19 protein-coding genes and 2 riboswitches are annotated in these 23,737 nt (G+C 67.8%); of the genes, 12 read left to right on the top strand and 7 right to left on the bottom strand.

Translation table 11 applies throughout. The annotated features are described in order from the left end of the window. Positions 1 to 78: 78 nt before the first annotated feature. The 11 genes from secA2 to gcvP all read left to right on the top strand — a co-directional run bounded on the left by secA2 (position 79) and on the right by gcvP (position 11,887). Positions 79 to 2,403 (top strand): accessory Sec system translocase SecA2, encoded by a 2,325-nt coding sequence (gene secA2, locus AWC17_RS31320; RefSeq protein WP_046184266.1) that lies wholly within the window; start codon positions 79 to 81, stop codon positions 2,401 to 2,403. A gap of 79 nt (positions 2,404 to 2,482) precedes the next feature. Then, a complete protein-coding gene (locus AWC17_RS31315; protein WP_046184267.1) occupies positions 2,483 to 3,112 on the top strand; it encodes a CDP-alcohol phosphatidyltransferase family protein in 630 nt (209 codons plus the stop codon). Further along, positions 3,105 to 4,028, top strand: a complete 924-nt coding sequence (locus AWC17_RS31310; protein WP_046184268.1) for a DUF881 domain-containing protein — start codon at positions 3,105 to 3,107, stop codon at positions 4,026 to 4,028. Before AWC17_RS31315 ends, AWC17_RS31310 begins: the two co-directional genes overlap by 8 nt. Before the next feature lie 55 nt (positions 4,029 to 4,083). Beyond that, entirely contained in the window at positions 4,084 to 4,416 is a 333-nt protein-coding gene (locus tag AWC17_RS31305) for a small basic family protein (protein WP_007170008.1), read from the top strand. Between the two features lie 91 nt (positions 4,417 to 4,507). Continuing rightward, positions 4,508 to 5,338 (top strand): DUF881 domain-containing protein, encoded by an 831-nt coding sequence (locus tag AWC17_RS31300; RefSeq protein ID WP_046184269.1) that lies wholly within the window; start codon positions 4,508 to 4,510, stop codon positions 5,336 to 5,338. 28 nt (positions 5,339 to 5,366) lie between these two features. Next, positions 5,367 to 5,765 (top strand): glycine cleavage system protein GcvH, encoded by a 399-nt coding sequence (gene gcvH, locus AWC17_RS31295; RefSeq protein ID WP_046184270.1) that lies wholly within the window; start codon positions 5,367 to 5,369, stop codon positions 5,763 to 5,765. A gap of 262 nt (positions 5,766 to 6,027) precedes the next feature. After that, on the top strand, positions 6,028 to 6,489 hold the full coding sequence (garA, locus tag AWC17_RS31290; protein WP_276038948.1) for a glycogen accumulation regulator GarA: 462 nt from the start codon (positions 6,028 to 6,030) through the stop codon (positions 6,487 to 6,489). Then, entirely contained in the window at positions 6,489 to 7,250 is a 762-nt protein-coding gene (gene ftsR, locus AWC17_RS31285) for a transcriptional regulator FtsR (RefSeq protein WP_046184272.1), read from the top strand. Before garA ends, ftsR begins: the two co-directional genes overlap by 1 nt. Positions 7,251 to 7,355: 105 nt before the next feature. Then, positions 7,356 to 7,850, top strand: coding sequence for a bifunctional nuclease family protein (locus AWC17_RS31280; RefSeq protein ID WP_046184273.1), 495 nt, complete (start codon positions 7,356 to 7,358; stop codon positions 7,848 to 7,850). 285 nt (positions 7,851 to 8,135) lie between these two features. Then, positions 8,136 to 8,741, top strand: a complete 606-nt coding sequence (locus tag AWC17_RS31275) for a MerR family transcriptional regulator (protein WP_046184274.1) — start codon at positions 8,136 to 8,138, stop codon at positions 8,739 to 8,741. Between the two features lie 41 nt (positions 8,742 to 8,782). Continuing rightward, positions 8,783 to 8,880, top strand: a riboswitch (glycine riboswitch). Then, positions 8,881 to 9,007, top strand: a riboswitch (glycine riboswitch). 54 nt (positions 9,008 to 9,061) lie between these two features. Beyond that, positions 9,062 to 11,887, top strand: coding sequence for an aminomethyl-transferring glycine dehydrogenase (gene gcvP / locus AWC17_RS31270; protein WP_046184275.1), 2,826 nt, complete (start codon positions 9,062 to 9,064; stop codon positions 11,885 to 11,887). Positions 11,888 to 11,914: 27 nt separating this feature from the next. Here gcvP and AWC17_RS31265 read toward each other — a convergent pair whose 3' ends face one another. The 6 genes from AWC17_RS31265 to AWC17_RS31240 form a co-directional block, all read right to left on the bottom strand. Beyond that, on the bottom strand, positions 11,915 to 12,775 hold the full coding sequence (locus AWC17_RS31265; RefSeq protein WP_046184276.1) for a haloalkane dehalogenase: 861 nt from the start codon (positions 12,773 to 12,775) through the stop codon (positions 11,915 to 11,917). Positions 12,776 to 12,807: 32 nt separating this feature from the next. Further along, positions 12,808 to 14,061 (bottom strand): 3-oxoacyl-ACP synthase KasB, encoded by a 1,254-nt coding sequence (gene kasB / locus AWC17_RS31260; RefSeq protein WP_046184277.1) that lies wholly within the window; start codon positions 14,059 to 14,061, stop codon positions 12,808 to 12,810. Between the two features lie 234 nt (positions 14,062 to 14,295). Continuing rightward, positions 14,296 to 16,350 carry a substrate-binding domain-containing protein gene (locus AWC17_RS31255; RefSeq protein WP_047323122.1) on the bottom strand — a complete coding sequence of 685 codons (2,055 nt, stop codon included), beginning with the start codon at positions 16,348 to 16,350 and terminating at the stop codon, positions 14,296 to 14,298. Between the two features lie 108 nt (positions 16,351 to 16,458). Next, a complete protein-coding gene (locus tag AWC17_RS31250) occupies positions 16,459 to 18,654 on the bottom strand; it encodes a malate synthase G (RefSeq protein ID WP_046183913.1) in 2,196 nt (731 codons plus the stop codon). 279 nt (positions 18,655 to 18,933) lie between these two features. After that, the gene (locus AWC17_RS31245; RefSeq protein WP_046183914.1) at positions 18,934 to 19,974 is read right to left on the bottom strand and encodes a hemolysin family protein; all 1,041 of its coding nucleotides are present in this window, start codon (positions 19,972 to 19,974) and stop codon (positions 18,934 to 18,936) included. Then, on the bottom strand, positions 19,971 to 21,341 hold the full coding sequence (locus AWC17_RS31240; RefSeq protein WP_046183915.1) for a hemolysin family protein: 1,371 nt from the start codon (positions 21,339 to 21,341) through the stop codon (positions 19,971 to 19,973). Before AWC17_RS31240 ends, AWC17_RS31245 begins: the two co-directional genes overlap by 4 nt. Positions 21,342 to 21,642: 301 nt before the next feature. Here AWC17_RS31240 and AWC17_RS31230 point away from each other — a divergent pair, with 301 nt between their 5' ends. Further along, complete coding sequence (locus AWC17_RS31230) at positions 21,643 to 22,269, top strand: GNAT family N-acetyltransferase (protein WP_046183916.1); 627 nt, start codon at positions 21,643 to 21,645, stop codon at positions 22,267 to 22,269. 20 nt (positions 22,270 to 22,289) lie between these two features. Here AWC17_RS31230 and AWC17_RS31225 read toward each other — a convergent pair whose 3' ends face one another. After that, a complete protein-coding gene (locus tag AWC17_RS31225; RefSeq protein ID WP_047323119.1) occupies positions 22,290 to 23,726 on the bottom strand; it encodes a GuaB1 family IMP dehydrogenase-related protein in 1,437 nt (478 codons plus the stop codon). Positions 23,727 to 23,737: the final 11 nt, after the last annotated feature.

Here is a 23,737-nt window from a genome sequence, read left to right as displayed (position 1 = left end):
GCACAGATGGTGCCGCTCGGCGTGTCGCGGACAAACACGCACGCTCGCGCCCGGTTGCGGCTCGCGTACCGTTGACCTGTGCCAAAGACCACCCACGCGCAACCCGGCCGCCTGAGCAGCCGATTTTGGCGACTGCTCGGCGCCAGCACCGAAAAGAACCGCAACCGATCCCTTTCCCAGGTCACCGACGCGTCCGAGTACGACGAGGAAGCCGCCCGCCTCACCGACGAGCAGCTGCGCAAGGCCGCCGGGCTGCTCAAGCTGGACGATCTTGCGGATTCCGAGGACATCCCGCAGTTCCTGGCGATCGCCAGGGAGGCGGCCGAACGAGCCACCACGCTCCGGCCGTTCGACGTGCAGCTGCTGGGTGCGCTGCGCATGCTCGCCGGCGACGTCATCGAAATGGCCACCGGCGAAGGCAAAACGCTCTCCGGGGCGATCGCGGCGGCTGGATACGCCCTAGCCGGGCGGCACGTGCATGTGGTGACCATCAACGATTACCTGGCCCACCGTGACGCGGAGTGGATGGGCCCGCTCATCGAGGCGATGGGGCTGACGGTCGGCTGGATCACCGCCGAGTCGACAAGCGAGGAGCGCCGCGCCGCCTATGGCTGCGACGTCACCTACGCCTCGGTCAACGAAATCGGTTTCGACGTGCTGCGCGACCAACTCGTGGTCGACGTCTCCGACCTGGTGTCACCCAACCCCGACGTGGCCCTGATCGACGAGGCCGACTCGGTCCTGGTCGACGAGGCCCTGGTGCCGCTGGTGCTGGCGGGGACCACGCACCGGGAGACGCCGCGACTGGAGATCATCAAGCTGGTCGGTGAACTGTCGCCCGAAACCGATTACGACACCGACTCCGACAGCCGCAACGTGCATTTGACCGACGTCGGCGCGCGCAAAGTGGAGAAGGCGCTCGGCGGCATCGACCTGTACTCCGAGGAGCACGTCGGCACGACCCTGACCGAGGTCAACGTCGCGCTGCACGCGCACGTGCTGTTGCAGCGCGACGTGCACTACATCGTCCGGGACGACGCCGTGCACCTGATCAACGCCTCCCGCGGGCGCATCGCGCAGCTACAGCGCTGGCCGGACGGCCTGCAGGCCGCCGTCGAGGCAAAGGAAGGGATCGAGACCACCGAAACCGGGGAAGTGCTTGACACCATCACGGTGCAGGCGCTGATCAACCGCTACGAAACCGTGTGCGGCATGACCGGCACCGCGCTGGCCGCCGGGGAGCAGCTGCGCCAGTTCTACAAGCTCGGTGTGTCGCCAATTCCGCCGAATAAGCCCAACATTCGCGAGGACGAGTCCGACCACGTCTACATCACCGCCGCCGCCAAGAACGACGGGATCGTCGCGCACATCGACGAGGTGCACGAGACCGGGCAGCCGGTGCTCGTCGGCACCCGCGACGTGGCCGAATCCGAGGAACTGCACGAGCGGCTGCTGCGCCGCGGCGTGCCCGCCGTGGTGCTCAACGCGAAGAACGACGCCGAGGAGGCGGAGGTCATCGCCGAGGCCGGCAAGTTCGGGGTGGTCACGGTGTCGACGCAAATGGCGGGGCGGGGCACCGACATTCGGCTCGGTGGCTCCGACGAAGCCGACCACGACCGGGTCGCCGAGCTCGGCGGGCTGCACGTGGTCGGCACCGGGCGGCATCACACCGAGCGCCTGGACAACCAGCTGCGCGGGCGCGCTGGACGCCAGGGCGACCCCGGCTCGTCCGTGTTCTTCTCGAGTTGGGAAGACGACGTCGTGGCGGCCAACCTCGACCGCAACAAGCTACCCATGGAAACCGACGAGGACGGCCGGATCGTCAGCCCCAAGGCGGCCGGCCTGCTCGACCACGCCCAGCGCGTCGCCGAGGGCCGGATGCTGGACGTGCACGCCAATACCTGGCGCTACAACCAGTTGATCGCCCAGCAGCGTGCCATCATCGTCGATCGGCGTAATACGTTGCTGCGCACCGCAACCGCGCGTGAGGAGCTCGCCGACCTGGCACCCAAGCGGTACAAGGAGCTGTCCAAGGACATCCCGGAAGATCGCCTGGAAAAGATCTGCCGGCAGATCATGCTCTTTCACCTCGACCGCGGCTGGGCCGACCATCTGGCGTACCTGGCCGACATCCGGGAAAGCATCCACCTGCGGGCGCTGGGCCGGCAGAATCCGCTGGACGAGTTCCACCGGCTGGCCGTCGACGCATTCGCGTCGCTGGCCGCGGACGCGATCGAGGCCGCGCAGCAGACGTTCGAGACGGCGAACGTCCTCGAAGAGGAACAGGGCCTGGATCTGTCCAAGCTGGCCCGGCCCACCTCCACGTGGACCTACATGGTCAACGACAACCCGCTGTCGGACGACACGCTTTCCACGCTGAGCCTGCCCGGGGTCTTCCGTTAGGCGCGAATCGTCGAATTGGCCGCCCCTACGGCCGGTCCGTCGTGCGGACCGCATCGTCACCGCGTTAAGGTCACGGCTTATGGAGCCGGCGCTTCCGCCCAACCGGGTGCTGACGGTGCCCAACGCGCTGAGCGCCATCCGCCTGGTGCTCATCGGAGTGTTCGTCTACGTCCTGCTGGTCGCGCACGCCAACGGATGGGCCGTCGGGATCTTGATGTTCAGCGGTGCGTCCGACTGGGCCGACGGCAAGATTGCCCGGCTGCTCAACCAGTCCTCGCGGCTCGGCGTTCTGCTCGACCCTGCAGTCGACCGCCTCTACATGGTCTGCGTCCCCGTCGTGATGGCCATGAGCGGGATCGTGCCGTGGTGGTTCGTCGCCGTCCTGCTGGCGCGCGACGGGTTGCTGGCCGCGACGCTGCCGCTGCTGTGGAGCCGCGGGCTGTCCGCGCTGCCGGTGACCTATATCGGGAAGGCCGCCACGTTCGCGTTGATGTCCGGCTTTCCGCTGGTGCTGCTGGGGACGTGGGACGCCCTGTGGAGCAGAGTCGTCGGGGCTTGCGGCTGGGCGTTCCTGATCTGGGGCATGTACGCCTACCTGTGGGCGTTCGCGCTGTATGTGGTGCAGATGACGCTGGTCGTGCGGCGGATACCCCGGCTCAAAGACGGTGCACGCCAGCCCGCCGCGCCGAAGACGGTCGAGCATGGCTGACCCGGACCGCCTGCTCGGCGGCTACGACCCCAACGCCGGCCGCAGCGCCCATGTGGCGTCGCGGCCGACGCTGATCCCGGTGCCGTCCCTGCTGCGCGCCCTGCTGTCCGAGCACCTGGATCCCGGTTACGCCGCGGCGGCCGAGAAACGTCGCGACGCCGCACCACGGCGCGGGCGGGAACGCGCCTTCGGCTGGCTGTGGCAGGCATCGGCGGCGCTGCTGATCGCCACGGTCTTCGCCGCCGCCGTCGCGCAGGCCCGCTCGGTTGCTCCCGGTGTGCGCTCCGCGCAGCAACTGCTGCTGGGCAACGTGCGCTCGACGGAGAACACCGCCACCAAGCTCGCCCAGCGCCGCAGCGAGCTGTCCTCTCGAGTCGACGACGTGCAGCGCCGCGCGCTGGCCGACGACGCCGAAGGGCAGCGGCTGCTGGCGCGTGTCGATGCGCTGGGCCTGGCGGCGGCCAGCACCGCGGTCATCGGCCCCGGCTTGAAGGTGACCGTGACCGATCCGGGCGCGAGCCCGAACCTGTCCGACGTGTCCAAGCAGCGGGTCGGCGGCAGCAGGCAGATCATCCTGGACCGAGATCTGCAGCTGGTCGTCAACTCGTTGTGGGCAAGCGGCGCCGAGGCGCTTTCGGTCGGCGGCGTCCGCATCGGGCCCAACGTGACCATTCGGCAAGCCGGCGGGGCGATCCTGGTCGACAACAATCCCACCAGCAGCCCGTACACGATCCTCGCTGTGGGGCCGCCCCGCGCGATGCGCGACGTCTTCGACCAGAGCTCCGGCCGACAGCGTCTTAAGCTGCTTGAAGTCTCCTACGGTGTCGTCGTCACCGTGGACGCCGCCGACGGGCTGACGCTCCCCGCCGGATCGATCCGGGAAATCAAGTTCGCCAAACAGATTGGGCCACAGTGAGAAAAGTCCTCGGCAGACAGCTCCCCCTGTGTGCGTCGCGGACGGGAAATCGAACATGATCGGCATCGCGGCGCTGGCGATCGGCATCGTGCTCGGCCTGGTTTTCCACCCCGCCGTGCCCGAGGTCGTCCAGCCGTACCTGCCCATCGCGGTGGTCGCAGCGCTCGACGCGGTATTCGGCGGGTTGCGCGCCTACCTGGAACGGATCTTCGACCCGAAAGTCTTCGTGATCTCGTTCGTGTTCAATGTCTTCGTCGCCGCCCTGATCGTTTATGTCGGCGACCAATTGGGCGTGGGCACGCAGCTGTCCACGGCGATCATCGTGGTGTTGGGAATCCGCATCTTCGGCAACGCCGCCGCACTGCGGCGCCGATTGTTCGGGGCGTGACCGCGCCGGCGACGATGCAGAGCTGAGTGATGTGGGGGTACCTCCCGCTTGCGGGGGAGAGGAGCGGCGCTATGACGGGGATGAGGCCAACGTGAGCCAGGACCCGGCAGACGGCGGCGCCGAAAGCCGTGATGCGGCAAGCCCTGCACAGCACGGTCGCCACGAACTGCCGGCGAAGCGCCCCCGCCCCGAGATCGGGCCGGTGCGCCGCACAGGGCTGGTCCGCGGCGGCCGTTCCCGGATGGCTTTTGGAACATTGGCGGTCCTGTTGTGTCTGTTGTTGGGCATCGCCATCGTCACGCAGGCGCGCCAGAACGAGTCGGGCGATTCGCTGGAAACGGCGCGCCCGGCAGACCTGTTGGTCTTGCTGGACTCGTTACGGCAGCGCGAGGCCACCCTCAACGCCGAAGTGAACGAACTGCAGAACACGCTGAATTCACTGCAGGCATCCGGCAACAACGACCAGGCCGCCATCCAGGCCGCGCAGGCCAGGCTGGCGGCGCTGTCCATCTTGGCCGGCGCGGTGGGCGCCACCGGGCCCGGCGTCACCGTCACGATCGACGACCCCGGGCCCGGGGTCTCGCCTGAGGTGATGCTGGACGTGATCAACGAGCTGCGTGCCGCGGGCGCCGAGGCGATCGAAATCAACGACGCGCACCAATCTGTGCGCGTAGGTGTCGATACCTGGGTAGTGGGTATGCCTGGCTCGCTGACCATCGACACCAAGACGCTGTCGCCCACGTATTCGATTCTGGCGATTGGCGATCCGCCCACCCTGGCCGCGGCGATGAACATTCCGGGCGGCGCCGAGGACAGCATCAAGCGCGTCGGTGCGCGGATGTCCGTCCGCCAGGCCGACCGAGTGGACGTGACCACCTTGCGACAACCAAAACCGCACCAATACGCTCAGCCCGTCAAATGAGCAATTCCGCGACAGAACAGGACTACTTGTGAGCGATATCCCGCCCGATCTGCACTACACCGCCGAACACGAGTGGGTCCGCCGAAGCGGTGAGGACACCGTGCGGGTCGGGATCACCGACTTCGCGCAGTCGGCGCTGGGCGATGTTGTCTTCGTTCAGCTGCCCGAGGTTGGCACCGAAGTGACCGCGGGTGAATCGTTCGGCGAGGTCGAGTCGACGAAATCGGTGTCGGATCTGTACGCCCCGGTATCGGGCACGGTGTCGGCGGTCAACGCAGATTTGGAGGGCGGTCCGCAGCTGGTCAACTCCGACCCGTACGGGGCCGGGTGGCTGCTGGATGTCCAGGTGTCGGATATCGCCGCGTTGGAGTCGGCCATTTCGTCGCTGCTTGACGCCGAGGCCTACCGCGGAACGCTGACCGAATGACGATTGCTAATGTGCCTGCCAGCCCCGCGCGGCGACGCGAGCGGTGCGGCAGACCGGCGGGGGAAAGGCGGGAAATCGGGCTTCCGATCGTCGGGTGGGGGGCACATTGCAGACCTACGCGCGGTACCGTCGACACATCGACACTTGAAGGCACCAGTCTTAGCAATCGGCAGTACCGGGCGGATAAACCCAGTGAGCAGCCGGCCGAGCGGCCCGGTCAGACAACGCCACAGCGGCCAGTGAGGAGCAGCGCGTGACGGACATGGACAACGACCAGACCTCAGACGAAGTCACGGTGGAGACGACCTCGGTCTTCCGTGCCGACTTCCTCAACGAACTGGACGCTCCCGCGCAGGCGGGCACCGAGAGCGCGGTATCCGGGGTGGAAGGCCTGCCGGCCGGCTCGGCGCTGCTGGTCGTCAAACGGGGACCGAACGCCGGGTCGCGCTTCTTACTCGACCAGCCCATCACCTCCGCCGGTCGGCATCCCGACAGCGACATCTTCCTCGACGACGTCACCGTCAGTCGCCGCCACGCCGAATTCAGGTTGGAAAACAACGAATTCAACGTCGTCGATGTCGGTAGCCTCAATGGCACCTACGTCAACCGGGAGCCCGTCGATTCGGCGGTGCTCGCCAACGGCGACGAGGTGCAGATCGGCAAGTTCCGCTTGGTGTTTTTGACCGGGCCCAAGCAGGGTGAGGACGGAGGATCCGGAGGCTAGTGAGCGCACCCGATAGCCCGGCACTGGCCGGGATGTCGATTGGGGCGGTCCTGGAACTGTTGAGGCCGGACTTTCCCGATGTCACGATCTCCAAGATTCGCTTTTTGGAGGCCGAAGGACTGGTGACGCCGCAGCGCGCCGCGTCGGGCTATCGGAGATTTACCGCGTACGACTGCGCTCGGTTGCGGTTCATCCTGACCGCGCAACGCGATCACTACCTACCGCTCAAGGTCATCCGGGCGCAATTGGACGCCCAACCCGACGGTGAGCTGCCGCCCTTCGTCTCGCCCTACGCCGCGCCGCGTCTGGTGTCCGTGGCGGGGGTCGGGGAGGCCGGCGCCGAGCCGGGCTCCGGGGCCGGATCCGACACGGCCGCGGTGGCGCCTTCGAGCATCCGGCTGAGCCGTGAAGATCTGCTGGAGCGCTCCGGGGTGGGCGCCGAGCTGTTGACGGCGCTGCTCAAGGCCGGGGTGATCACCACCGGCCCGGGCGGCTTCTTCGACGAACACGCCGTCGTCATCCTGCAGTGCGCGCGGGCGCTGTCGGAATACGGTGTGGAGCCGCGGCATCTGCGTGCTTTCCGCTCGGCAGCCGACCGGCAATCCGACCTGATCGCCCAAATCGCCGGGCCGGTAGTCAAAGCCGACAAGGCCGGCGCCCGCGATCGCGCCGACGACTTGGCCCGTGAGGTGGCCGCCCTTGCTATCACACTGCACACGTCGTTGATCAAATCCGCCGTTCGCGACGTTCTGCATCGCTGAGGACTAGACTTCGTCGATAGCTTGGCTTTCAGCGGCACGGCGATAATTCGGCGTCGCCGTTGCGCCAAGAACCGACACGGCAGCGTATGCGGAGGGCAGACACAAATGGGTGAAGTTCGTGTTGTCGGCATTCGCGTGGAGCAGCCGCAGAACCAGCCGGTCCTGTTACTGCGCGAAACTGACGGCGACCGATACCTGCCGATCTGGATCGGTCAATCGGAGGCTGCCGCCATTGCGCTCGAGCAGCAGGGTGTCGAGCCGCCCCGCCCGCTTACACACGATCTGATCAGGGATGTCATTGCCGCGCTTGGCCATTCGCTGAAAGAGGTGCGGATCGTCGACCTCCAAGAGGGCACCTTCTACGCCGATCTGGTCTTCGACCGCAACATCACCGTGTCGGCGCGGCCCTCGGATTCGGTGGCGATAGCGCTGCGCGTCGGCGTTCCGATCTACGTCGAGGAGGCCGTGCTCGCCCAGGCCGGCCTGCTCATCCCCGACGAGACCGACGAAGAGGGTGGCACCGCCGTCCGCGAAGACGAGGTGGAGAAGTTCAAAGAGTTTCTCGACAGCGTGTCTCCCGACGATTTCAAGGCCACGTAGGCGGTTTGAGGGCCGTTTTGGCGGGGCTTGGCGGGGCCCCGCTTGGGGCGTACTACCCTGGACAACGACATCACGGATCTATCTCATCTGGCACCTGGATGTCGACACGCCTGGCGGATAGCGCCCTCACTTAGCCCGGCAGCGGCCATACTTTGATCACGACTTAAGGGCGCGGTAGCTACTGAACAGCGTAAGCTCTCTAGCACTCGGGCCCGAGCAAACGTGGCTGCGACGCAGCCAGTGACGCAGCTGGAAACGATAGCGCGATCGGCGAGAGGAAGCACCGTGAGCGAGCAGCCACGCCAAGAACAGCTGGACCTAGCTGACCACGCGAACGCCGCACCGGAGGCACCCGTGCAACCCGGGCTCTTTCCCGACGACTCCGTGCCGGACGAGCTGGTCGGGTACCGCGGCCCGAGCGCTTGCCAGATCGCCGGAATCACCTACCGGCAGCTGGACTACTGGGCGCGCACCTCGTTGGTGGTGCCGTCGATCCGCAGCGCGGCGGGCTCGGGCAGCCAGCGGCTCTACTCGTTCAAGGACATCCTGGTTCTCAAGATCGTCAAGCGGCTGCTGGACACCGGGATCTCGCTGCACAACATCAGGGTTGCGGTCGATCATCTGCGCCAGCGCGGCGTGCAGGACCTGGCCAACATCACGTTGTTCTCCGACGGCACCACGGTTTACGAATGCACATCGGCCGAAGAGGTTGTCGACCTGTTGCAGGGCGGGCAGGGCGTGTTCGGCATCGCCGTGTCCGGCGCCATGCGCGAGCTGACCGGGGTGATCGCCGACTTCCCCGGTGAGCGGGCCGACGGGGGCGAGTCGATCGCCACCCCGGAAGACGAGCTGGCGTCCCGCCGCAAGACCCGCGACCGCAAGATCGGTTAAGCGCACCCGCGCCACCCGGCCGGGTAAACTGGGCCACGCATCGCACTAGTGCGGGAGAGTTCCGTGACGGCCAGTCACGGACGCCGAAGGAGCAACACCTCTCCGCTAACCTCTCAGGCACCCGGACCGCGCGAGTTAACGATGCCTCTGGAAAGCGGTGCTGATCCCCAGCGGTCAACACCCGCCGATGGGGAAAGGCGCTCAGACACCAGCGGGCGCCGAATCTCTCAGGCGCCCGGCGAACGGGTGAAGACAGAGGGAGAGGGCCGCTAGTCCCTTCCCTTTTGTGCCCTCTGCCGACGCCACCAGGAGTTTCGCCAGTGCCCGATCAAGCAACTTTCGCAGCCCGCCATATCGGCCCGGACGCCCAGGCCGTCGCGGCCATGCTGGCCGTCATCGGGGTCAACTCGCTCGACGAGCTGGCCGCCAAGGCGGTCCCGGCGGGCATCCTCGACAAGCTCGGCGGCAGCGGCGTGGCGCCCGGATTGGATGAGTTGCCCGCGGCCGTCACCGAGGCCGAGGCGCTGGCCGAGCTGCGGGCGCTGGCCGAGGCCAACACGGTGGCCGTCTCGATGATCGGGCAGGGCTACTACGACACGCTCACCCCGCCGGTGCTGATGCGGAACGTGTTGGAGAACCCGGCCTGGTACACCGCCTACACGCCGTATCAGCCCGAGATCAGCCAGGGCCGGCTGGAGGCGCTGCTGAATTTCCAGACGATGGTCGCCGACCTGACCGGACTGGAAGTCGCCAACGCCTCGATGCTCGATGAAGGCACCGCGGCCGCCGAGGCGATGACGTTGATGCACCGCGCGACTCGTGGCACGTCGAACCGGCTCGCCGTCGACGCCGATCTGTTCGCCCAGACGGCGGCGGTATTGGCGACGCGGGCCCAGCCGTTGGGCATCGAGATCGTCACCGCCGACCTGCGCTGCGGGCTGCCCCACGGCGAGTTCTTCGGCGTCGTCACCCAGCTGCCCGGCGCCAGCGGCCGGATCACCGACTGGGCGACCCTGGTGGAACAGGCCCACGAACGCGGCGCACTGATCGCCATCGGCGCCGACCTGCTGGCGTGCACGCTGATCGCTCCGCCCGGCGACATCGGTGCCGACGTCGCGTTCGGCACCACCCAACGATTCGGTGTGCCAATGGGATTCGGCGGCCCGCACGCCGGATACCTGTCGGTGCACTCCAAGCACGCCCGCCAGCTGCCGGGCCGGCTGGTCGGCGTGTCGTTGGATGCCGACGGGTCCCCGGCCTACCGGCTGGCACTGCAGACCCGCGAGCAGCACATCCGCCGCGACAAGGCGACCAGCAACATCTGCACGGCGCAGGTGCTACTGGCGGTGATGGCCGCCATGTACGCCAGCTACCACGGCGCCGACGGACTGGCCGAGATCGCCCGCCGCGCGCACGCCCACGCCGAGACCATCGCCGCCTCGCTGGGCGACGCGGTGGTGCACGACACCTTCTTCGACACCGTGCTCGCGCGGGTTCCGGGACGTGCCGACGAGGTGGTGGCCGCGGCCAAGGCGAAAGGCGTCAACGTGTGGCGCGTCGACGCGGACCACGTGTCGGTGGCCTGCGACGAGGCCACCACGGGCGCCGACGTGGCCGCGGTTCTGGAAGCCTTCGCCGTGTCGGCGGCCGAGCGCGTCGCCGTCGACATCGCGACCCGCACCTCGCAGTTCTTGACCCATCCCGCGTTTACCCAGTACCGCACCGAAACGGCGATGATGCGCTACCTGCGCACCCTGGCCGACAAAGATATCGCCTTGGATCGCAGCATGATTCCGCTCGGCTCGTGCACGATGAAACTCAACGCCGCCGCGGAGATGGAACCGATCACCTGGCCGGAGTTCGCCCGCCAGCATCCGTTCGCGCCGGCGGCTGACACCCCCGGGCTGCGTCGCCTCATCAGTGACCTGGAGCGCTGGCTGGTGCAAATCACCGGCTACGACGCCGTGTCTCTGCAGCCCAACGCCGGCTCGCAGGGCGAATACGCCGGCCTGCTGGCCATTCACGACTACCACGCCAGCCGGGGCGAACCGCACCGCAAGATCTGCCTGATCCCGTCCAGCGCCCACGGCACCAACGCGGCGTCGGCGGCGTTGGCCGGCATGCGCGTGGTCGTGGTGGCCTGCCACGACAACGGCGACGTCGACCTGGATGACCTGCGCGCCAAGGTCAGCCAGCACGGCAGCGAGTTGTCGTCGTTGATGATCACCTATCCGTCGACCCACGGTGTCTACGAGCACGACATCGCCGAGATCTGCGCCGCCGTCCACGACGCCGGCGGCCAGGTGTACGTCGACGGCGCCAACCTCAACGCGCTGGTCGGCCTGGCCCGGCCGGGGAAGTTCGGCGGCGACGTCAGCCACCTGAACCTGCACAAAACGTTCTGCATCCCGCATGGGGGCGGGGGGCCCGGGGTGGGACCCGTGGCGGTGCGTGCGCATCTGGCCCCGTTCCTGCCGGGCCACCCGCATGCCCCCGAGTTGCCGCAAGGTCATCCGGTGGCGTCGGCGCCCTACGGGTCCGCCTCGATCCTGCCGATCAGCTGGGCCTACATCAGGATGATGGGTGCCGACGGCCTGCGGGAGGCCTCGCTGACCGCGATCGCGTCAGCCAACTACATCGCCCGCCGGCTCGACGAGTATTTCCCGGTGCTCTACACCGGGGAGAACGGCATGGTCGCTCATGAATGCATCCTTGATCTGCGGCCGATCACCAAGTCGACCGGAGTGACCGTCGATGATGTCGCAAAGCGCTTGGCCGACTACGGCTTTCACGCGCCGACGATGAGCTTCCCGGTGGCCGGCACGCTGATGGTGGAGCCCACCGAGAGCGAGAGCCTGACCGAGGTCGACGCTTTCTGCGAGGCCATGATCGCCATCCGCGGCGAGATCGACCGGGTCGGTGCGGGGGAGTGGCCCGTTGACGACAATCCGCTGCGGGGCGCGCCGCACACGGCCGAGTGCCTGCTGGTCGCCGACTGGAAGCACCCGTACACGCGCGAACAGGCCGCCTATCCGCTCGGCAAGAACTACCGGCCAAAGGTCTGGCCGCCGGTGCGGCGCATCGACGGTGCCTACGGCGACCGCCACCTGGTCTGCTCGTGCCCGCCGGTGGAGGCGTTCGCGTAAATCCGCGTCACGCGCTGGGCAGGCAGTTCAGCCGAAACGCTCGATGATCGCCGCGGCGATCTGGTCTGGCGCATCCTCCTGGATGAAGTGCTTGGCGTTGGGCAGTTCGACCAGGACATGGTCGGGGAAGGCCGCGCGCATGCGCGGGATGGTGGGGCCGGGCCGAAACGCGAAGTCCTTCATCCCCCAAACGAACAGGGCGGGTTTGCCGCCCAGTTTTGCCGGCACGTCCCGGGCGAGCCGCGCCAGCAGGGGACCGGCGGCCAGGATCTGCTTGGGCATCTCGGCGACGCCTTTGCGGGCGTCGGGGCTGGGCTGTACCGCGCGGTAGTGCTCCATCACCGCTGCACTTGGTCGGTGCTCGGTGCCCGCGGGGACGAGACGCTCGACGAAGAAGCTGTGGCGCAGAATCGCGTATTGCATTGGGGGACTTGACATGACCCGGCTGAACATCTTCGTCGTGAATTCGTCCGTCGGCCAGAACCAGGTGTTGCCCAGGATGATGCCGCGCACCCGCTCGGCGCGCTCCACCGCGACCGCCATGCTGATGGGACCACCCCAGTCCTGGCCCATCGTCAGGTAATCATCGAGGCCGAGATGGTCGATGAACTCGCCGACCACCCGGGCGTGCTCCTCGATGGTGTAGCCGAACGCTGCGGGTCGATCCGAAAGCCCGAACCCGAGGTAATCCGGTGCGATGCAGCGGAACCTGTCACGCAGCGCGATGACGATGTTGCGGTACAGGAAGCTCCATGTCGGGTTGCCGTGGCAGAGCAGGATCGGCGGCCCGTCACCTTCGTCGATGTAGTGCATCCGTCCCTGCGAGCTGTCGAACCAGCGCGACTGGAACGGATAGAGCTGCGGGTCGGGGGTGAAATCGATGCTCATGGCGCTCCCGAGCTTGTGACGGCGGTTGCCGATCAGTATCTGCCGAAGGCCAGCGCGACGTTGTGGCCGCCGAACCCGAACGAATTGTTGATGGCGTACTGGTAGCTGCCGCGCCGCGGATTACCCGACACCACGTCCAAATCGATTTGCGGGTCCAGGTTCTCGAGGTTCAACGTCGGCGGAACGACCTGATCGCGCAACGCCAGCACAGTCAGTATCGACTCCACCGCGCCGACCGCGCCGACCGAATGCCCCAGGGCGGATTTGGGCGCGTACACCGCCGGCCTGTGGCTGCCCAACGCGTTGTTGATGGCCTTGCCCTCGGCCAGGTCACCGATCTGTGTTCCGGTGGCGTGGGCGTTGACGTGGTCGATGTCGTCAGGTGTGAGACCCGCTAGCTGGATGGCGCGCGTCATCGCCTGGCCGGCGCGGTTCCCGCTCGGGTCCGGCGCCACCATGTGGTAGCCGTCGGACGTGACGCCGGCCCCCATCAACCGGGCCAGGATGCGCGCCCCACGAGCCTTGGCGTGCTCCTCGGTCTCGAGGACCATCAGCGCGCCGGCCTCGCCAAACACGAAACCGTCGCGGTCCTTGTCGAACGGGCGACACGCCCCGGCCGGATTCTCGTTGTTCGTCGACATCACGATCCGCATGTTCGAGAAGGCGGCGATGGGCACCGCCTCGATCCTGGTCTCGACACCACCGCAGATGGCGACGTCCGCCTCACCGAACACGATCGCCTGCCAGGCGCGCGCGATGCCCTCCGAACCCGACGCGCACGCCGACACCGGTGTCATCACGCCGGCTCTGGCGTGCCGTTCCAGCCCCACCGCCATGGCGGCGGCGTCGGGCATGTACTTGCTGACAGCCAGTGGCGAGACCGCTTTGACGCCACGGGCGCGCAGGGTGTCGCGGGCGAATACCAGCTCCTCCCCGGAACCGAATCCGGTGCCGATGGACACCAGTAGGCGGTTGGGGTCGACCTCGGGGGAGCCCGCATGGTCCCACGCCCGCCGGCCGACGATGGCGGACATCCTCGCCAGGTAGCCCGTCCTGCGCAGCTCGGCCGGGGTCAGCTCACTGTCGAATTCCTCCAGCAGATGCCCGCCGATGCGAACCGGCAGGTCGAACTCCTCCACGAACGGGTCATCGAGCTCACGGATTCCACTCTGGCAGTCGAGTAACAACTTCCAGGTGGTCTCGGCATCGGTGGCCAATGCGGTGGTCATGGCGATCCCGGTGACGACTACGTTCGGAAGCGCTTGGCCGGTAACCAGATTCGTCATTGCAGTCGCGGATCATCCTTTCGCAGCGCCGCCTCGGCCGCGCCTTCACGGAGACGCGTGTCAAAGCGGACCTCCCGAATGGTGAAGGAAGGCGCTTGACCGGAAACCTTCGCACGCTCCCCTAGCGTTGGCCGTAGATTCACCCTCGGTCGAGCCTAGCGCCAACTTGCGGTCCCGCCCGGAACACCCGCCGAAACGTTCGCTTGCCCGTCCGTACGCGAGCGTACCCGGGCCTCAGCTCAGGAAGGCGTTGATGGCCGCGGCGAGGTCGGGAGACGCCGAGGTGGCGAGGTTCTGGTAGCCGCCGCCGCTGAGCTGGGCTACCGCTTCCCACGTTGCGCGGTCCGGATCGCCGCCGAAGTCGATGACGTTCACCGCGATCGGTTTGGCCGGGTCCGCGCTCTTGCGGATGAAATCCTGCAAACCGGGGCCGTCCAGGGTCTGGTCGGTGTGTGGGCCCGCCGTGATGACCAGTATCGAGTTGGTCTGGCCCGCGTGGTAGTTGGCCTGCAGGTCCTGGTAGAGCATCCGCAGCGTGGTGAACGAGACCGCACCACCGGCCGACGAGTACTGCTTGTCCAACGCGGCCGTCAGCGCCGCCGACCGCGGTTGGCCATTGGAGGGATTGACGGGGTCTCCCAGCGGCCCACCGGGCACCTCCGAACGACCCTCGTGGCCGTCGAACGTCCACAGGCCCACGACGGAGGTGGGCGGCAGCGCCCTGATCTTGTCCTGAAGTGCCGCAATGACGTTCGCCAGCCGGGACTTCCCGCCTTCCTGGCCGGGCATCGACTGGTCGAGCATGATGGTCGCGGCCAGTCCGCTCGACGGGGTGGCCATGGCCTCGGCCAGGGTCGCGCGCATCGCGTCGTCACCCACCGACAGCGCCGCGGGCAGCGCCGGGAACGTGGTGACCGGGCTGCTCGGCGGTGTGACTCCGTTGACCCGGAAGCCGGCCTTGGCCAGCTTGGCGAGTTGATCGGGCTTGTGCATGAAGCGGGCGAACTCGCTGGCGGCCGAGGTCTGCTCCTGGGTCAGCCACGAGCCGCTGAGCAGCACCGTGGGGTAGTCGGCGACCGGCACCGGCCCGGGCGGCAGCCAGGAAGCCAACGCGCCCTTGGCGTTTGGCAGCGACTGGCCGCGCTGGAACAGCTGCTGCTCGGTGGTGATCACCGCGTGCACCGGCGCGGTCGCCGCGTCACCGGGCTTGAGCAGGGCGTTCATCGCCTCGGTCAGCGAGTTGTCCGCGAGTTTGGGTTGCGCGCTCAGCAAGGTGCGCACCGCGCCGGTGCCCTGGGTCGCCGGCGCGCCGGAGGGTGCCGATGCGGCCGCCACCGCTTCCCCGGCCAGCAACGCCGCGTCACCGTTGCCGTTCATCGGCATGGCCAGCCGCAGCGACCCCCACGCGGGCAGGTTCACGCCGGCCAATCCGTTCGGGTTGGTCTGCAGCCCGGGCAGCGCCGCCCAGTTCTGGTTGGCCAGGGCTTGCTGGAGTTCCGGCCGAACGGCGAGCACCACCGGCGACGTCACCAGCGAGCGGCTGTCGGTGATCGTCTTCTGCGCCGTCGCCCCGGCGAGCCGCGCGGCCGAGACCGAGCTGCCTGGAACCCACAACGCCGGCTGCCCGCCCAGCTCGGCTGGCCACTTGCCGATGAATCCGTTCAAGACCGCATCGGAGCCCGCCGGTTTGACGCTGACCTCCACGCAGTGGTCGCCGATCGGGCCGGCTGTGGAGTTGTAGCTTTCCGCGAACTGCTGCACGGAATCGGCGATAGCCGGGTCGGCGATGACGGCGACCGTCTCCTTGCCGCCAACGCAGCGCCCGGCGGCCTTGTGCGAGCGGTTGGACAACGCGTCACCGAAGAAGCTCCACAGGATCACGCTGCCCACCACCACGACAACGGCGACGAGGGCCACGATCACGCCGATGCTGACGCCCCGGCGCCCGCCCTCGCTGCGGTGCCCGCCCCGCCAATCGCCGAGTCCCCGGTGGCCGCGGCTAAACAGCGACGGCGACGCAGCGGGCGGCTCCGAACTCGACGGGCCCGGCTGCCGCGGCGGAAACTCCGGGTACTCGTCGGCGTTGCCCGCCGGGAAGTCCTCGTCGGTGTAGGTGTCGTCTTCGGCGGAGAAGTCGTCCGCGCCCGCCGGGAAGTCCTCGTCGGGCGGGTAGTGACCCTCGTCCGAATAGTCCTCGGTGACAGCGTCCCGGTGATGATCGTCCGCCTCGCCGCTTTCGTGCGGCTCGTCGACGGAGTCCTCAGGGTCGGGCAAACTGTGCCTACCCATAGCGGTGCCCGTCGCCTTTCCGTCGATCCATCCGAAATGTTGTGAACCCGCCGCTGATCTTAGTCATCAGCGGCATCGATGCGTGGTGAGCCCGATTAAGGCACCAGCTCAATTTGATTGCGCCGCGCGGGCCTTGGCTTCGCGCCGACGCCGATGCAGGATCGGCTCGGTGTAGCCGTTGGGCTGCTGGGTTCCGGTCAGGATCAAGTCCTGGGCGGCCAGGAATGCCAGGCTGTCGTCGAAGTCGGGCGCCATCGGCAGGTACGCCGCATCCTTGGCGTTTTGCGCGTCCACCAGCGGCGCCATCCGCTCCAGGCTAGCCCGCACGTCCTCCTCGGTGATCACGCCGTGGCGCAGCCAGTTGGCCAGCAACTGGCTCGAAATCCGCAGCGTGGCACGGTCTTCCATGAGCGCCACGTCGTGAATGTCGGGCACCTTCGAGCAGCCGACGCCCTGGGCGACCCAGCGCACCACGTAGCCCAGGATCGACTGGCAGTTGTTGTCGACCTCCTCGCGGATCTCCTCGGGAGCCCAGGCCAGTTCCTTCGCCAGCGGGATGGTCAACAACTCCTCGATCTTGGTGCGCGTCTTGCCCGCGAGCTCCTCCTGCACGGCGCCCACGTCGACGTAGTGGTAGTGCATCGCGTGCAGGGTGGCCGCCGTCGGCGAGGGCACCCACGCGGTGGTCGCGCCCGCCTTCGGCTGGCCGATCTTCTGCTCGACCATGTCGGCCATCAACTCGGTCATCGCCCACATGCCCTTGCCGATCTGCGCCTTGCCCTTGAAGCCGGCGGCCAGCCCGATGTCGACATTGGCGTCCTCGTACGCCTTGATCCACGCGGTGTTTTTCATCGCACCCTTGCGGATCATCGGACCGGCTTCCATCGAGGTGTGGATCTCGTCGCCGGTGCGGTCCAGGAAGCCGGTGTTGATGAACACGACCCGGTTGGCCGCGGCCTTGATGCACGCCTTGAGGTTGACCGTGGTGCGCCGCTCCTCGTCCATGATGCCGACCTTCAGGGTGGCCTGCGGCAGGCCCAGGACGTCTTCGACGCGGCTGAACAGCTCGCAGGTGAACGCGACCTCGTCGGGCCCGTGCATCTTGGGCTTGACGATGTAGATCGACCCGGTGCGGCTGTTGGCCAGCGGGCCGTTGGCCTCGCCCGTCTTCAGCCCGTGGATCGCGGTCAGGCCGGTGAACAGCGCGTCCATGATGCCCTCGAACACCTCGTTGCCGTCGGCGTCCACAATCGCGTCGTTGGTCATCAGATGCCCGACGTTGCGGACGAACAACAGGCTGCGGCCCGGCAAAGTCAGCTGGCCCTCACCGTCGGGCGTCGTGTAGGTGCGGTCCTGGTTCAGCACCCGGGTGAAGGTCTTGCCACCCTTGGCGACCTCTTCGGACAGGTCGCCCTTGTTCAGCCCGAGCCAGTTGCGGTAGCCGAGCACCTTGTCGTCGGCGTCGACGGCGGCCACCGAGTCCTCGAAGTCCATGATCGTGGTGACCGCCGATTCCAGGACCACGTCCTTGATGCCGGCGCGGTCGGTCTTGCCGATCGGCGATTCGGGGTCGACCAGGATCTCGATGTGCAGGCCGTGGTTGACCAGGAGCACCGACCAGTCGGGGGAGCCGAGCTCGCCGGTGTAGCCGGCGAACCTCTCCGGGCTGGCCAGGCCGAGGGATCCGTCGGCGGTCGCGACCTTCAGCTGGCCGTCTTCTACGCTGAGTCCCGTCGCGTCGGCCCAGGACCCGGATTCCAGCGGCACCGCCTGGTCGAGGAAGTTGCGCGCATAGGCGATGACCTTGTCGCCGCGAACCTTGTTGTAGCTGGTGCCCTTTTCGGCGCCGTCGCTCTCGGGGATGACGTCGGTGCCGTACAGGGCGTCGTACAGCGAGCCCCAGCGCGCGTTCGCGGCGTTCAACGCGAACCGGGCGTTGAGCACCGGCACCACCAGCTGCGGGCCCGCGGTCGTGGTGATCTCGTCGTCGACACCCGAGGTCGTGATCGTGAAATCCCCGGGTTCGGGCAGCAGATAACCGATTTCGGCGATGAACTGGCGGTACGCATCGACATCGAATGGTTCGATCACGCGCTGCCGGTGCCACTTGTCGATCTGGGCCTGCAGCTCATCGCGGCGGTTCAGCAGGTCCTGGTTCTTCGGCGTGAGATCGTTGACGACCTTGTCGACTCCCGCCCAGAAGCTGTCCGGGTCGATGTCGGTGCCGGGCAGGGCTTCGTTGTTCACGAAGTCGTAGAGCACTCGGGCGACGCGCAGGTTCCCCGCCGACACGCGATCAGTCATGTTTCTCCTCCATAATGAAGCCTCACCAAGCCGCCATTGGCCCGGAGTGGCAATGTCTTCAGCGTACCGAGCAGCAGCCTGGTGAGCGTATCCGCCCGACCGGCCACACCAGGTCAGGCCGCGCTGACAGCTCCAACCATGCCGCTGCGGCGAGCCCGGGGATCGAATTCCAGCAACGCATCAGCGCGCCAGGGATCCTGCGCCCTCCAGCAGTTTCTTGACTGGTAGCCGTTGGAAATCATACGGGCTCTGGGCAGTCCGACCCGGCGACCAGTACCTCTACGCCTCGCGCATCGTGCCGACGAGGTCCTCAACCAGGTCTTCCATCGCGACCATCGCGACCACGTCGCCGCCCGCATCGGTCACCAGCGCCAGATGGCTGTTGCTGCGGCGCATCCGCGACAAGGCGTCGGCCAACGGCAGCGACCTGGGCAGCCGCGGAAGGGGGCGCACCATCGCCAGGTCGATCACGGCCCCGGGGTCGTCACCGAGCGTCAGCATGTCCTTGATGTGCAGGTAGCCGATGAACTCGCCATTGACGTTCGCCACCGGAAACCGCGAGTAGCCCGTCTGGGCCAGGGCTTCCTCGACGGCGCCGACCGTCGGGCCGGTGCCCGCCGCGACCACCGGCACCGCGTGGACATCGGCGAGCGGAACGGCAACGTCACCGACCACCCGGGTGCCGATCTGCAGCGCCCGGGTCAGCCTGCTGTGTTCCTCGCGGTCCAGCAACCCTTGGGACTCCGATTCGGCGATCATCTCGCTCAACTCGATGGGGGAGACGGTGATCTCGAGGCCCTCCTTGGGCTCCACGCCCAGCGCGCGCACCACGACGCTCGCGCACTTGTTGTAGAACACGATGAACGGCCGCGCTGCGCGCACATAGGCCAGGTAGGCCGGCACCAGCAGCATGGCCGTGCGCTCGGGACCGGCCAGCGCGATGTTCTTGGGCACCATCTCGCCCAGCAACACGTGCAGTGTGACCACGATCGCCAACGCGATCGCGAACGACAACGTGTGCAGCAGCGCCGGGTGAATGCTGGTCAGCCCCAACGCCGTACGCAGTAGATCGGACACCGCTGACTCGCCGATCCGCCCGAGCAGCAGCGAGGCGGCCGTGATTCCGAGCTGGGCCCCGGCCAGCATGGCCGGGAGCTGCTCTCCGGCGCGGATCACCGTGACCGCCCGGGCCTTGCCCTGTTCGGCCAGCGCTTCGAGGCGGTCGCGCCGGGCCGAGATCAACGAGAATTCCGCGCCGACGAAGAAGGCGTTGACGCCGATCAGCAGCATCGCCAACAACACGCCCAGGGTGTTGTTCATCGGTGCCCACCTGCCGCCGGGGTGTCGCCTTGACCCCGAAGCTCAATCAACTCCAGCAGGTCGATCCGGCGCCCCTCCATCCGGATGACGGTCGCTTGCCAGCGCAGCGAGGTGTCCAACAGCCCGTCGGCGTCCAAGGCCGGCAACTTCACCGTTTCACCGGCCACCGGGATGTGGCCGAATTCGCGCAGCGCCAGCCCGCCGATGGTCTCGTAGGGTCCCTCCGGGGCCCGGAAGCCGGTGGCGGTGGCCACCTCGTCGATGCGCAGCAAACCCGAGACGCGCCAACCGGTTCCGGCCGCCACCACATCCGGAGTGGCGTCGTCGTGTTCGTCGCGGACGTCGCCGACGATCTCTTCGATCAGGTCCTCGACGGTCACCATGCCCGCGGTGCCGCCGTATTCGTCGACAACCATCGCCGTCTGCAGGCTGTTGGCGCGGATCTCGGCCATCACGGCGTCGCCGTCCAGCGTCGACGGCACCACCGGAACGGGCTGCGCCACCGTGATCAGCGGCGTGCGCGCCCGGTCGGCCGCCGGAATGGCCAGCACCTGTTTGACGTGCACGATGCCGACGGTTTCGTCGAGGTCGCCGTCGACGATCGGGAATCGGGAGAATCCGGACTCGGCGGCCGCGGCCACCAGGTCGGCGACCGTGTCGTCGGTCTGCAACGCCACGATCTTCGACCTGGGTGTCATCAATTCCTCGGCGGTGAGGGCGCCGAATTGCAGGGAGCGCCGCACCAGCGACGCGGTGGCCGCATCCAGGGAGCCGCTGCGCGCGGACGAACGCACCAGCGACAGTAGTTCCTGCGGCGACCGCGCCGAGCGCAGCTCTTCGGCCGGCTCGATACCCAGCTGGCGCACGATCCAGTTCGCAGCGCCGTTGGTGAGTCGGATGGCCGGGGTGAAGAGCAGCGAGAACAGCAGCTGAACGCCCACCACGGCCCGCGCGGTGGACAGCGGCCGCGCAACGGCAAGGTATTTCGGGACCAGCTCGCCGAACACCATCGACACCGAGGTGACGATGACCAACGCCGGGAACGCCATGATCGCGTCGGCCACCCGGTCGGAAATCCCGATGGCGTCAAACCATGGGTGTGGGAGGTTGGCCAGCATCGGATCGGTCAGGTAGCCGGCCGCCAATGTGGTGGCGGAAATGCCCAATTGCGCGCCGGACAGCTGAAACGACAACCTGTGGTGCGCGCGCCGGATCGCGCGGTCGCGGCGTCCGCCGGCGCGGGCGTTGGCTTCCACCGCGCTGCGGTCCAGCGTCGTGAGCGAGAACTCGGCGGCGACGAAGATCGCGTTGCCGAAAATGAGCACGGCGATGGCCAAGACGCTGATCACGATGACGGCGACGTTCATGGATTACCGCCCCCCGCTGGCCGATTGGCCTGTCCGGCGGGCCGGGGGAGGCTCCGCATCGGGCGGCTCGTCCGACGGCTGCCGCGCTCGGAAGCCCATGGCCTGCATGGGTGCCTGCGGCACGTCGATCCCTTCGCTGCCTGAAACCGGTGCGGACGCGGTCGCTTCCGTCTTTGCTGACTTATGGTAGCCGGATCGCCCCCGCCCTCGGTCGACCACCGTTTTCGGGAAGCCGCGATCGCCTCTCATGAGGCGACCCGAGTATGGGTTGCCTAACCTTACCCAGTTATGCTCGCGCATTATGGCGTCCGAAGCCCCACCCGAAACCCGATCAGCTCACGTCCTGCCCCGCGAGCGCCTCGACCTCACCGACGAGATCGCGCGCGTGGCCCGGCCCCCGCTTCCCGCGCTGGATCCGCCCTTCGCGCTGCGCGTCGCGGAGCGCAACGACGCGGGCATGGTGTCGGAATGGATGAACCTTCCGCACCTGGCGGCGGCCTGGGAATACGACTGGCCGACGCCCCAATGGAAGCGCCACCTGGGCGCGCAACTCGACGGAACGTACTCGCTGCCGCTGGTGGGCAGCTTCCGCGGCAGGGATTTTGCGTACCTCGAATTATATTGGGGCGCAAAGGATCTGATTTCGGAGCACTACGATGCCGAGCCGTATGACCTGGGGCTGCACGCCGCCATCGCCGACCCGGCCCTGGTGCACCGGGGACTGGGCCTGATGCTGTTGCCGCGGATCGTCGCCAGCGTCTTCTCCGTCGAGCCCCGCTGCCGCCGCATCATGTTCGATCCCGATCACCGCAACACCGCGGCGCGCCGGGTGTGCGAGGAGGTCGGATGCGCGTTCCTCGGCGAGTACGACACGACGAACCGGCGCATGTCGCTGTACGCGCTGAAACGCCCCACCGCCGAGGCGTGACCCGGGATGGTGGCCCGGCGTCACCAACCCAGCGGCAGGGGATGGCCTTCGGCGAAGCCCGCGGTCGACTGTACCCCGACGACGGCTTGCTCATACAGGTCCGTCAGGTTGGCGGCGCCGACGTAAGTGCACGTGCTGCGCACGCCCGAGGTGATGTGGTCGATCAAATCCTCGACGCCGCCGCGGTCGGGGTCGAGCTCCATCCGCGACGTCGAAATGCCTTCCTCGAACAGCGCTTTGCGGGCGCGGTCGAAGGCGGTGTCGGCGGCGCTGCGGGCGACCACCGCCCGCTTGGACGCCATGCCATAGCTCTCCTTGTAGGGCTGGTCTTCGCGGTCGCGCATTAGGTCGCCGGGCGATTCGTAGGTCCCGGCGAACCACGACCCGATCATCACGTTGGACGCCCCGGCGACCAGCGCCAGCGCCACGTCCCGCGGATGCCTGACGCCGCCGTCGGCCCAGACATGCCCACCCAGCTGCCTTGCCGCCGAAGCGCATTCGACCACGGCGGAGAATTGCGGGCGGCCCACGGCGGTCATCATCCGGGTGGTGCACATGGCGCCCGGCCCGACACCGACCTTGACGATGTTCGCTCCGGCGGCGAGCAGGTCGCGGGTGCCTTCCGCCGAGACGACGTTGCCTGCAACCAGCGGCACACCGAGTTCGAGCGATGAGACCGTCCGGATCGCTTCGAGCGTCTTGACCTGATGCCCGTGTGCCGTATCGACGACAAGCACGTCGACGTTCGCCTCGACTAGGGAGCGGGCCCTTGCTCCTACATCGCCGTTGATACCGACGGCCGCGCCGATACGCAGCCGACCGCCGGCGTCGACCGCCGGGGTGTAGAGGCCGGTCCGGACGGCCCCGGTGCGGGTCAGCACGCCGGCCAGCGTGCCGTCCGCGTTCGTCACCACGGCGACCCCGATCGGGGCGTGCTCGAGCAGGTCGAAGATCTTGCGGGGCTCGGTGCCGACCGGGGCGGTGACGAAGTCGGTGATCGCGACGTCACGCACCCTGGTGAAGCGGTCCACGCCGAGGCAGCACGATTCGCTCACCAAGCCCATCGGGCGGCCCTCGAAGACGACGACGGCGACCCCGTGCGCGCGCTTGTGGATCAGCGCGGTCGCATCCGACACCGAATCGTCGGGCGACAGCACCACAGGGGTGTCGAGCACCAGATCACGGCTCTTGACGAACTCCACGGTCTGCTGCACGGCGGTGATCGGGATGTCCTGCGGCAGGATGACCAGGCCGCCCCGCCGCGCAACCGTCTCGGCCATCCGCCGGCCGGCCACCGCGGTCATGTTGGCGACCACGACCGGGATGGTGGTGCCCGAGCCGTCGTTGGTGGACAGGTCGACATCGAAGCGCGACGCGACCTCCGACCGGTTCGGCATGATGAAGACGTCGTTGTAGGTCAGGTCGTACCCGGGCCGATGCCCGTCCAGATATCTCATCGCCGTCGCCC

It is taken from the genome of Mycobacterium nebraskense (assembly GCF_002102255.1).
Lineage (GTDB): Bacteria > Actinomycetota > Actinomycetes > Mycobacteriales > Mycobacteriaceae > Mycobacterium > Mycobacterium nebraskense.
This window is presented reverse-complemented; position numbering and strand designations above follow the sequence as displayed.